We start from the raw sequence: 11,411 nt of genomic DNA on the forward strand, positions 1-11,411 counted from the left end.
CTGCTGGGTTAGCGATTTTGCCAATCTTCTCAGAAACAACAGACCCAAGCCTTGGCCTGGGTCTGTATCTTCAAGGTTTAACATATAAACAGGCTTTAAGCGGCCGCGGGGTTGTTTTGCGGCAGTTGCGCCTGAATCTCTTCGAGACGCTGCTCATACCAGGCAGTTTCGGCCTCGGTAAAGCTTTGCAGCAGTTCCTGTTGCTGCAGCACTAGATTCCCCTGAAAACCAAACTGGTTATGTTCTGCCAGTTCCAGATACAGCCATACGGCGGCATCTACCCGTTTATCCAGCTTGAGGCAGGTTTCATACAGCTCTTCATAGGCCAGAGTTTCTCCGCCGAAGGCGGCCTTTTCCAGCCAGTGCAGCGCTTGTTGCAGCTCCTGGTATTCTTGCTCATCCGCATACAGTAGAGCTTGGCCCTTGAGCAGGTCCAATCTGGCCTGGGCCAGGTTATCTATGGGGTGCAGGGTCAAATATTCCTGTTTGAGAGCTTGGGCTTGCTGCTTTTCCGATTGGCTCAGACGTGCCGTCAGAGTCTCTTTGGCGGCGATATACTCGGCTTCTTCAGCCATGGCGGCAAACTCGAAATGCATCAGTGCCAGCGGCAGCTGGCGATTGATGCCCAGCCCTTGTTGATAGAGTTTGCCGAGCTGAAAGTGGGCACCCAGATCCCAGGCTTGCGCCAGGGGTTCAAGTATTGCCTTGGCACGCAGATGATCCTGACTGTCGTGGGAGTGTTCGAGTAGGAAGCCGGCCCAAATAGTCGCCGCCACGCTGTTTTCTTCGTCGGCTGCGGCCTTTTCCAACCATTCTCTGGCCTTGTGCAGATCTTGGGGCAATTGGTCACCGTTCAGGTAGCGCTGCCCTAATGTCAGTTGCGAGTAACTGCTGTCCTGAGCCTGCTCTATCAACAGCTGCTCGGCCTGGCGTTTATCCACCGGGCCACCTAGGCCTTGCAACATCATTTCCGCCAGATGACCGGCGCTGGCCGCTTCACCCAGCTGGTGTGCCTTGGTGAGCCAGAATCTGGCCTGCTGCAAATCGGCTTCCCCTTGCCTGGGCTCCTGCAGCAATATCCCCAGATGAAAGCAGGCTTCGGGATCATCCTTGGCGGCGGCCAACTCGAGCCATTTCATCGCCTTACTGCCGTCCTTATCGAGTATCGGGTTACGGGAATAGACCCGTCCCAGTTGGCTCTGGCTCTCAGTATCACCGGCTTCGGCTCTGGGGAGTAAGTTTTGCTCCAGCAGCTGAATATTGTCACCAAAAGCAGGGTGTTGGCGTAGCTCCAACATCAGGTCATGGAGCTTGGCAAATTCATTGTCCAATGACGAGGCCTTGGCGGCCCAATGCATCGCCTTGTCGGCATCGTTGGGCACCATCTCCAGCTCGGGACGGGTATAGAACTCATAGAGCATTTGGGCGGCGGCGGGATGATCTTTATTGGCGGCCTGTTCCAGCAGCGCTATGCCTTCATCGACTCTATTTCTGCCAATCAGTCTCAAGCCTTCATTGGCCATGGCATCCGGGTCGCCGCTTTTTACCGCTTGGGCTCGTTGCCACTTTTTCAGGGCAATAAAGAAGGCCACAAACGCGATAATAATCAGTATCAGTTTCATTGTTTTCCTTAACCTTGGGAATTTGGCGCGGACACAGTAAACGCTGTCATGGCGTTTTTTGCAACAGCTATTAAAAGACCGCGGCGGTGCGCGGTCTTTGGAGTGAGAGAGTTGAACGGCGCCAGTATATCCCAGAACTGTTCTGGCTTATAAAAACGGCATAAGGCTTCCTCGTTAGAAACTCCAGGTCATCCCCAGCCAATAGCGGCGGCCGTCTTCGATATAGCCGTATTCTTCCTGGGTAATCTCTTTGTCTAGTAGATTATAGATACCGGCGCTGAGTTTGAGGTTTTCCATCAGCTGCAGGTTGGCACCTATATCCACCAGAGTGTAAGAGGGGGCCACCAGAGTCGACGAAGAGGGGCCCGTGGTGGGTTGGCTCTCTTCACCCCGGTAGTGCACTCTGGCCCAACTGCCCCAGCTGTCGTTGATTTGCCAGTTCAGGGAGGTTTGCAGCAGGTGCTTGGGCAATTGATTCAATGGACTGCCCTGATAGCGCCCTGTCTTTTGCTCTGAGTCCGTATAGGTGTAGTTGGCCGAAAGCTGGATGTCATCATTGATGTCATAGTTGAAATCCAGCTCGAACCCTTGAGTTACCGCTTCATCCACATTCACGTAAGTGGTGGGATCGGAGCCAAACTGGTTCGGACCGTCGGTACACTGACTCTCGGGGCAGGGTACCCGGGTGATCTTGTCTTCAAACTCGTTATAGAAGACGGTCAGGGCCGTGGTGATATTGTCGCCGAAGCCGGTGTGCAGCCCCAGTTCGTAGTTGATTGAAGTCTCGGGTTTGAGATCCGGGTTACCATACATATTGCCACCGCGGCTGACCTGGCCCCAATCCGGCACAGTTTGTCTCAGGCTTGGGGCTCTGAAGCCGGTGGAAACACCACCTTTGAGGGTTGTGCTGTCGGTCAGATCCCAGACTCCGTAGATACGGGGGCTGAAGTGCTCGCCAAAGTTTTCGTCATCATCCATGCGTAAACCGGCCGTCAGGGCAAAGGTGTCGCTCATGCGCCATTCGTTTTCGGCAAATACCGACCATTGGCGTCTGCTGATGTCACTACGGTCACCTATCTGGTTACCTGTCTTGTCGCTGAGATCCTGGTAGTTGAAGGCGGCCCCAAAGGTGGTGGTATGACTATCACCAAAGCCGGTGACCAGACTGGTCTGGGCATCAGTGTTCTTGATGGTCATCTCTCGGCTTTTGTTTTCGAACTCTTCATATTTGACCCAGGTATTACTCGTGCCTATTTCCCAGCGGCCCGAGTGTGCCAAGGAGTATTTGCGGCTCTCATATTCAGTGGTGGAGGACGCCGGGCAGCCGTAACGACCGCAGGATTCACCGGGAGCGAGCGGGGCGACGGTTTTGCCCAGGGTGCTGTCCAACTCTTGAACGGCATTGCTGACTTCCAAAATGATGTCGTGGTCGTCACTCGGGGTCAGCGAGAAACGGGCACTGAGATTGTTGGCATCTCGACCGCGGTAACCGCCGGTTATCTGGTCTTCTTCACGCTTGGTGTACTGGCCATAAAGTTGTAACCCCAGCCAGTTAGGGATCAGGGCACCGCTGACAAAGAAGTTGCCCTGATAAATATTGCCGGATTCGCTGTGTTCCTGAACTGTGCTGTCCAGTCTGAGTTCTCCCTGCCAGTTTTCCGGAACCTTGCGGGTGATGATATTGATCACCCCGCCTATGGCGTCAGAACCATACAGGGATGACATGGGGCCGCGCACCACTTCGATTCTGTCTATTGCCGACAGTGGCGGAGTCCAGGCGCCTTCGACTCCCGGGCCATCGCTATTGGTGCGAGTCTCCCGGGATGACTGGCGCATGCCGTCTACCAGGATCAGTGTGTATTGGCTTCCCATGCCCCTCAGGCTAATGTCACGGCGATCGCTGCCGCCGGTAACCACGACACCGGGAACATCCAGCATGGCATCGGTAATATCGCGATAGAAACGGCTATCCAGCTGTTCTCGGGTAAGTACGCTGATAGAGGCGGGAGCATCCTTGAGTTGTTGCTCGTAGCCGGAGGCGGTAACCACTATGACTTCCATGTCTTGGGGCGCTTCATCGGCCTGTGCTGCAGGTATGAGGAAGAGTGCGGCAATGGCGCTGGCCAGAGGGCTGATTCGACACAAAGACATCGGCTTTAAACTCCTGAATGCATAATTGCAAATTTGGTAAATGAGAATGATTTTCAATGGCGAGAATTTACGCCGATGATACAATCCTCTCAAGCGCATTTTTCTGGAAACACAGTTAAGGAATGCTTTATGGCGACCGCTGTAACTGAGATGTTTTTGCTGTTGTGATGGGGCTTAAAGATGAATAGGCAGATGGTCAAGGCGATGCTGGTATTTGCCACCACAGTTGAGAAAGGCACCATGAATGCCGCCGCCGGGCAGTTATGCATGAGTACATCTGCCGTTAGCCAGCAGATCTTCAAGCTGGAGCAGCAACTTGGGCTTGGGCTACTTAATCGTAGCACCAGGGCGTTGACACCGACCGAGGCAGGTAAGCTCTTTTACCAGAGCTGTGTACAGATGATTGCTCTTGCCGATGAGACAGAGCTGCAGTTGAGTCGTTTGAAGGACGGTCCGGCCGGTGAGTTGCGCATAGCCGCCCCTGTGGGATTTGGTGGCGGTCTTCTCAGTGAGCCGCTAAGGCGTCTGTTGGAAGCGCATCCCGGCATTCAATTGTCGCTGCAGCTGCAGGATGAGACTGTGGATCTGGTGGGTTGCGCCCTAGACCTGGCTATCTGTATCGGGCCTTTGGCCGATTCGGCGCTGGTGGCTCATCATCTGGCCGATTGGCAGATGCTCTTGTGCGTAGCACCGGACTTTCTGCGTAGGCGAGGGAACTCAATGCCCATGCATCCCGGTGAATTGCAGAACTGGGAGCGTCTGTGCCATAAGGGGAGTATGGTGCAGGACAGTATGTTGAGTCATACCGTCAGTGGTGAGCAGCTGTCTTTGGGGCCAGGGCGTCTGGCGGTCAACAATATGCAGAGTCTGATCCGCTTTACCTTGGATGGTTTGGGTTATGCGGCCTTGCCGGAGCCTGAAGTACGGCAGTTTTTGCAGCAGGGCACTTTGTTGCCTCTATTGCCTGACTGGCAACTGCCGCAGTACAGCGTTTACGCTCTGACTGCGGGACGAGAGGCGCAGGCGCCAAAGATCCGCGAAGCCATAGCAACCCTGAGTGCCTGTTTTGCAGAAGATGGTCCACTGGTTGCCGCTTGACTCAGGGTTGTCATTACCAGTGGATTGTCATTGCCAGTTGGGGAAATGGCTACAGGCCAAGACGGATTATTGCTTTACCAGCGGCTGTCGTTTTCACAGGGACGGCCATCATTGTCGCCATCCATCTTGGTGTTGGGGCAGTAACGGTTGAAGTACTCGGCTTCGGCTCTGGAGGTCATCTGACTGCAGTACTGGCGTCCATCGCAGTGGAAGTTGGCATCCATATCCACAGATTTACTGGCATAGCGTGGCGCAGTTTGAGCCGCTTCGCGGATGCTGTTGCTTATGGTGTCCTGGTGAATGTCGGTCAGCTGTTGCGGTTCATTGCCGCTGAGTTTTACCCAACTCAGGTAACAGGCATAACCAAAAATAAAATAAAAAACAAAGCGTTTCATCTTTTTCCCTTAAGTATTTCGGCATCCTTGGCCAAATTGAAGTTGGCTTTGCATCTTTGAGTGGCTAAACCGCCCAAGGTGAAATTTTGCGTCGCTATTGCAGCCTGTTCCGGGGAAAAATTCAACTTAAATTTGACTTGTGTCACCCTATTACCGGGTGTAATGCAGTTTACTCTTCCGCCAAGGCCTGTAGCCTGTTCATTTCATCCTGCACCTGTTGCACATATTGGTCCCAGTAGCCCAACTGTCGAAATTCTTCCAGACAGCAGCGATAGAGCTTGAGTTTGTGCTTGTTGGCCAACTGCGGCAGTAAGCAGATTTCTCCTTGATTGCTAGCATCCATTCCTTTAACTCCTGTCAGGCGATACTGCGTGGCTTCCTGCCACTGCAGATAAGTTACTTTTTAATCAGTTGTCTGATGGTGCCGACTCGACTGATATCGGCGGCATTTGGACCCGGCCAAGCTGGGGCAAGCCCTATGCCACCAGGGGTTGCCAAGGGTGAGTTGACAATAAATTTGAATGTTTTTGGCGGATTTCTTAATGAAAAATCAGCATAAGCTTAAGTAATCCAAGGCAAATTTCTTACTGCTAAAGTATGGGTATTTCAAGAGTGGCTTCCCCTGTGGGCCTTGCTTGGCTATGCTGCGCTATTGGCTGTATTGGGGGAATCATAATGGTCACAGAGTTTAGGCAACTGCAAGGCACGGCTTTGGTGCTGGAGGGCGGTGGCCTGCGCGCCATTTATACCGCCGGGGTGCTGGATGCTTTCCTGGAAGCCGGAGTCATGTTTGATTATCAGGTAGGGGTTTCCGCTGGAGCCATCTACCCGGCTTCGTACCTTTCCAGACAGAAAGGGCGTAACCTGTTAATTCAGCAGCGTTATCTTGCAGATAAGCGCTACATGGGCATGAGGCATCTGCTGAAGACGGGCAATTATGTCAATACTGACTTCACCTATAGACGTATGGCTCACGAGTTGCTGCCGTTCGATTTTGAGACCTTCCTGTCCTCGGGGGCCGAATTCAAAATAGGTGCTTTCAACTGCCTTTCCGGTGAAACCGACTTCTTTGGCATGAGTGATTTTGGTGGCCACGACGAGCTGTTGCAGATACTGATTGCCTCAAGCAGCCTGCCTTTTATCTCCAAACCCGTCGCCATCAATGGGGTGCCTTATCTTGATGGTGGCATTGCGGCTCCTATCCCGCTGCAGCAAGCCAGAGCTGACGGCTATCAAAAACAGCTGGTTATCCTGACCCAGGCCGCGGATTACAGTAAGTCAGCCTTTAAGTTTAAATGGTTGGCACAAAAGGCCTATCGGCGTTACCCCAAGGTTGCCGAGGCTTTGCTGAGGCGCCATCAGGTGTACAACCAGGCACAACAACAATTACAACAGGCGGTTGCTGAAGGGAGTGCCATGGTGATCCAACCCAAGATGGCGCTGGACTTGTCGAGGCTGGAGCGCGACATCAACAAGGTAGAGGCTGTGTATCATTTAGGGCTGGCCGATGGCCGTGAAGCGCTACCGGCTGTACAGGAGTTCAGTTGTTTTGGTGAAAAGCAAAGGGCTGGATAGCGAATGGAGCCAATTACAAGCACCAACCTGACACTGCGCCGCTTAAGAGCGTCAGATCTTGCCGCCTTCAGCCGTTATCGGCAGGAGCCGCAGGTGGCTCGTTATCAAAGCTGGGACACCTTCAGTCTCGAACAAGCCAAGACCTTGTATGAAGCCATTCCAAAAGCTTGGGCGCTGAGCGGTCATTGGTATCAACTGGCTATTGAGCTTACCGACGGCACTCTGGCCGGCGATCTGGCCTTGCACTTCATTGATGAGCAGCAAGTGGAGTTGGGATTCAGCCTGGATCCACTCTGCCAGGGGCAGGGTATCGCCAGGGAAGCGGTATTCGCCGTGCTGGATTACCTGTTTCGTGAGCTTGGCAGGCACAGGGTGATCGCAATTACCGACACGGAGAACCGCCCTGCCTGGCGCTTGCTTGAGGCCTTGGGCTTTCGCCGCGAAGGGCATTTTATCGACAATATTTTCTTTAAGGGACGCTGGGGCTGTGAGTATCAATATGCCCTGTTGGCAAAGGAGTGGTTATCCAAATGAAACAGCAAGTTGAAGTTCTGGAGCAAACCGCCGCTGTGGAGGACTTTATCCGTTTGCGGCAGATTACCGGACTGAGCCCTAGGCCGAGAGTCGGTGTCGAAAAGGCGCTGCCCAACAGCCTCTATGGTGTGCAACTTGTTTTCGAGGGTGAGTGTATCGCCATGGCCAGGGTGGTGGGGGACGGCGCAATTAATTTTGAAGTGGTGGATGTGGCTGTCGATCCCCGCTGGCAGGGACAAGGCTTGGGGCGTTTGTTGATGCAAAAGGTGATGGACTATCTGAAAGCTCACGCCTTCGAGGGTGCCTATATCACCTTGATGGCCGATGTGCCGCAACTGTACCTCAAATTTGGTTTCAGTTTCAGTTCACCGGCCAGTGAGGGCATGTATCTTGTCTGGCCGCCCAAGGCCGAGTTGAGTGCCTGAGTCCGGCCAAGGATCCTGAGCCTCAGCAGCGGCTCAGGGACGCAGTGCCGGCATCCGGCCACGGGTTGGTCGCACACTGGACAACAGCATATAGATACAAGTTGTGGTCAGACACAAGCCCAGATACATAGGCAGACCCTGCTGTTGCTGGAAGCCGTTGGCCACCAGAGGCCCGATAACTGAACCCACAGAGTAGCTGAGCAGCATAAGTTCGGTTGCCGCCACTATCTTGCTGCTGTCGAGGCTGTCACAGGCCAGCGTAATAGCGATAGGGTAGAGGGCGAAGGCGGCAGCCCCCAGCAGCAACAGGTTGAAGCCCATCACTAAAGTGCTGTGACTCAGCAGAATACCCACAACCCCGGCGGCGCCCAACAAACAGAAAAATGCCATCAAGAGAGTCTTGCTGAATCTGGGAGACAACCAACTGACCAGGGGTTGCACCAACATGGCTCCCAGGATCACTATGGCCATCAGTTTGCCCGTCAGCTGGTGGTCACCTGTCTGCTCGCTGAGAAACACAGGCATCAGGCCATAGATGGGGCCCAATACCAAACCTGCAACCAGACAGCCCATGATGGCAGGGCGACTGACATGCCTGACTTCTTTGAAGCTAATCTTCTGATGCTGTATTTTTTGTGGCTGGCAGCGCTTGGCCAGCAGTGGCGGCAATACGGCCAACACCAGTACTATAGCCACCAAAATATGCGGCATGGCACCATCGACACCCAACTGTCCCACACCCAGTTGTCCCAGGGCGTTACCGCCATAGAGTGAGCCTGTATAGAAGCCCAAACGCTTGGCTCTCTGCTTGGCGGTGTCGGCTATCAACAACCAGGACTCCACCACTACGAAGATGCCGGCCACGGCAATCCCGGCAATGAAGCGCGCCGCCAGCCAAAACTGACCATTAACCACCAAGGGCATGCCAGCCACTGTCGCCGCCAGTAGCAATAGAAACAGGATGAAGGCACCTCTGTGTCCCAGACGTGCCACGACAGGTGAAATACAAGTTGCCCCGAGCAACAGGCCGAAATAGAAAATACTCGCCAGCCAAGCCGCCAGATCTGTCGCTAAGCCAAAACCGTCCAATGCCAGCGGCAGCAGACTCATGTGATAGCCGGAAGCCAGAGCAAACAGGGTCAAACCCGCAACAGGTACCCAGGCACTGTTGTTGTGAGCGGTGGCGTGAGGTTGGGACAACTCAGACTCCAAATAGAAAAACGACCTTTTAAACGGAGATCAGTTTAAAAAGTCTGAATGGTGAAATTTTCCGCGAATATAGGAGTCTGTAACGCTCGGGTAAAGTGAGTTTATTTTGTTGTCTTGGAAAGAAAATTTCACCAAAGTCTGGATGTTTAATAGTCTGTTTTAACTTTGAATAAATGTAAATAAAAACTCGCTTGAACGGCAATTTTTGCTGAGTTAAAACGGTGTTTTTAGCCGTTTGGCAATATCACCTCTTGTGGCCTTTGTTGTTGGCTGCGCTGCATTTAGTGTTTGCCCTGGGGTAAGATGGGGTCATTCGTTTCTGTGGACTATTTCTATGGCCAAGATTTTGCTCGTTGCCAACCTTAACTGTGACCGAATCTTATTGCTGGATAAACCCTTGCGTACCGGAGGTAGATTCCATTATCAGGATGGTGGCCAACGCTTGGGTGGTGGTGGCGCCAACACTGGCATAGGGCTGGAATGGGCCGGTCATAATGTGGCTCTGGTCAGTCAGGTTGGGCGAGACGAGATGGGCGATTGGCTGCTGGCCGAAGCCAGTACCCAAGGGCTGGATTGTCGCAGGGTGCAGCGGCGAGCAGGCAATACCTGTGAAATGTTGTTGGTGATGACCCCGGATGGCGAGCGCACCATTATCCGGCCGCAGCGGCCGATATTTGAATTGCCGGCGCCGCCCAAGTGGTCGCAGTGGGATGCGCTCTATATCAACTCCTCTGCCGAAGGGGCGGTCAGTTGGGCGCGAACCGCGCTGGAACACACTCTGGTGGTGGCACAATTGGCCAAAGATGACAGGCCAAGACCCTGCCATGTATTGCTGTCTTCGATAACCGATATGCAAGGGCGCAGCGAGCTCAGCCCCTGGCAGTTTGGGCGTCAGATAGCCGGTGATGCACTTACATACTTTATTGTGACTCAAGGCGAGCAGGGCGCGGTGTTATACCAGGAGAATGGTGAGACGCTGATAGCGGCGGTTCCAGCGAAAGTGGTGGATACCACGGGTGCCGGTGATGCCTTTGCCGCCGGGCTTATCCATGGTTTGGTATCGGGAATGGCAGTGGAACAGGCCATGAATGAAGCCGCTCAGTGGGCGGCTTTCGCGGTTGCCTCGGAAACCTCGATTCCGGGAGACGCCTTACGTCAGTACCTGCAAGCACAGCAGGATTGAGCTTGTCATAAAAATCCCGCATCAGTGTCATGCTGCTGTCATCAAGAGTGCTTAATCTTGCTGGCGATCTTTGGTTAGAGCTTAAGGGCTCTGCGGGTTTCTCCCTTCTTATTTATGTGCTAACTGGCTTGCCCTGCTCTTTGAGCGGGGCTTTTTTATATCTTTTACCATTGTTTTTGAGGTCGGATTTTCGACAAGTTCTGTTAGTCACCTAACTGGAAGCAAAGGCGATGAGGACAGAGTTGTTCTATTTATAAAGCATTGTTGTCATACAGTGGACTCTCATTAACCGTTTCATTTTGGCATCGGACTCTGAGCCGAATTTAACCTGGGGCATGTGTTAATATTGGCATTACTGAGCTGCCGTCTTGGCAGATGATCGACTATCAGCCTGACTATAAATAGCAAGATGGCGTTGAAGAGAGCAAGTGCTGATTAAGGAAAGATATTAGGTATGTCGCGCTGTTATTGTGAACAATGTGGGTACCCAGAAACGGCCTGTGTTTGTACTGCAGTGTCTGCAATATATCCTGGTAGCCATCTGCTGGTGCTGCAGCATCCTTCGGAGGTCGAGCATGCCAAAAATAGTGTGCGTTTGTTGCAGTTGGCCGTGCCGGACACCCGGGTGATAGTGGGAGAAACCGAGGCGGATTTTGCCGAGTTGAGAGCTGAACTGACAACAGATAGCATGCCGACTTTCTTGCTCTATCCTTCTGATAACAGTCAGCTGTTGCAGGCGGATGACTCATCAGAAGCTGTAAGGCTTATCCTGCTGGACGGCACCTGGCGCAAAACCTTGAAAATGTATCGGCTTAACCCTTGGTTACAGGCGTTGCCTCAAAGGCATTTGCCACTGGCGGTGCCGACAGCGTATCGCATCCGCAAGGCTAATCGCAGTGATAGCTTATCGACACTCGAGGCTGCAGCTGCAGCTCTGTCTCAGTTGGAGCCTGGGCTGGATGTGGCACCTATGTACGCATTACTTGCTGAGCTGGTGGAGCAGAGGCTACGGCGGATGCCGGCCAAAGTGCGTGAGCGGTATTGAGTAAGTGAGTAAGTAGTCGCGAAAATTCCGTGTAGATCACGACATTTATAAGTGAATCCGGTTTTAATGAGCCTACATCATCCTTGATGATGGAGTGGGACTGTCGGCTTACCGCTTTTGCAGGGGAGTGGTAGCAGAGTAACTCTGTTGCCGACAGTTCTGTTCACCCTTCTT

At 53.2% G+C, this 11,411-nt stretch carries 11 protein-coding genes; 6 read left to right on the plus strand and 5 right to left on the minus strand.

Going from position 1 to position 11,411, the window contains the following annotated elements:
• Positions 1-95: 95 nt before the first annotated feature.
• Both WKR14_RS00860 and WKR14_RS00865 read right to left on the minus strand, forming a co-directional pair.
• The gene (locus WKR14_RS00860; RefSeq protein WP_339087219.1) at positions 96-1,622 is read right to left on the minus strand and encodes a hypothetical protein; all 1,527 of its coding nucleotides are present in this window, start codon (positions 1,620-1,622) and stop codon (positions 96-98) included.
• Positions 1,623-1,796: 174 nt separating this feature from the next.
• On the minus strand, positions 1,797-3,773 hold the full coding sequence (locus WKR14_RS00865) for a ligand-gated channel protein (RefSeq protein WP_339087221.1): 1,977 nt from the start codon (positions 3,771-3,773) through the stop codon (positions 1,797-1,799).
• A 180-nt stretch (positions 3,774-3,953) separates the two neighbouring features.
• On the opposite strand from WKR14_RS00865, the gene WKR14_RS00870 reads away from it, so the two are divergent.
• A complete protein-coding gene (locus WKR14_RS00870) occupies positions 3,954-4,871 on the plus strand; it encodes a LysR family transcriptional regulator (protein ID WP_339087223.1) in 918 nt (305 codons plus the stop codon).
• Positions 4,872-4,945: 74 nt separating this feature from the next.
• On the opposite strand, the gene WKR14_RS21315 is transcribed toward WKR14_RS00870, so the two are convergent.
• Together WKR14_RS21315 and WKR14_RS00880 are read right to left on the minus strand one after the other, a co-directional pair.
• On the minus strand, positions 4,946-5,266 hold the full coding sequence (locus WKR14_RS21315; RefSeq protein WP_420884224.1) for an excalibur calcium-binding domain-containing protein: 321 nt from the start codon (positions 5,264-5,266) through the stop codon (positions 4,946-4,948).
• Between the two features lie 169 nt (positions 5,267-5,435).
• A complete protein-coding gene (locus WKR14_RS00880; RefSeq protein WP_219014489.1) occupies positions 5,436-5,609 on the minus strand; it encodes a hypothetical protein in 174 nt (57 codons plus the stop codon).
• A 353-nt stretch (positions 5,610-5,962) separates the two neighbouring features.
• On the opposite strand from WKR14_RS00880, the gene WKR14_RS00885 reads away from it, so the two are divergent.
• From WKR14_RS00885 to WKR14_RS00895, 3 genes are read left to right on the plus strand one after another with little or no spacing between them, the layout of a single operon-like run.
• Positions 5,963-6,841, plus strand: a complete 879-nt coding sequence (locus WKR14_RS00885; protein ID WP_339087722.1) for a patatin family protein — start codon at positions 5,963-5,965, stop codon at positions 6,839-6,841.
• Between the two features lie 3 nt (positions 6,842-6,844).
• Entirely contained in the window at positions 6,845-7,375 is a 531-nt protein-coding gene (locus WKR14_RS00890; RefSeq protein ID WP_107005815.1) for a GNAT family N-acetyltransferase, read from the plus strand.
• Positions 7,372-7,800 (plus strand): GNAT family N-acetyltransferase, encoded by a 429-nt coding sequence (locus tag WKR14_RS00895; RefSeq protein ID WP_044735473.1) that lies wholly within the window; start codon positions 7,372-7,374, stop codon positions 7,798-7,800. The genes WKR14_RS00890 and WKR14_RS00895 overlap by 4 nt, the downstream gene beginning before the upstream one ends.
• A 33-nt stretch (positions 7,801-7,833) precedes the next feature.
• Here WKR14_RS00895 and WKR14_RS00900 read toward each other — a convergent pair whose 3' ends face one another.
• Positions 7,834-9,000, minus strand: a complete 1,167-nt coding sequence (locus WKR14_RS00900) for an MFS transporter (protein WP_025009228.1) — start codon at positions 8,998-9,000, stop codon at positions 7,834-7,836.
• 343 nt (positions 9,001-9,343) lie between these two features.
• On the opposite strand from WKR14_RS00900, the gene WKR14_RS00905 reads away from it, so the two are divergent.
• Positions 9,344-10,192: a PfkB family carbohydrate kinase gene (locus tag WKR14_RS00905; protein WP_339087226.1), complete on the plus strand. Its 849-nt coding sequence runs from the start codon at positions 9,344-9,346 to the stop codon at positions 10,190-10,192.
• A 454-nt stretch (positions 10,193-10,646) separates the two neighbouring features.
• The gene (locus tag WKR14_RS00910) at positions 10,647-11,237 is read left to right on the plus strand and encodes a tRNA-uridine aminocarboxypropyltransferase (protein ID WP_339087228.1); all 591 of its coding nucleotides are present in this window, start codon (positions 10,647-10,649) and stop codon (positions 11,235-11,237) included.
• The last annotated feature ends 174 nt before the right edge of the window (positions 11,238-11,411 follow it).

This window comes from Shewanella chilikensis (assembly GCF_037953065.1).
GTDB classification, from domain to species: domain Bacteria; phylum Pseudomonadota; class Gammaproteobacteria; order Enterobacterales; family Shewanellaceae; genus Shewanella; species Shewanella chilikensis.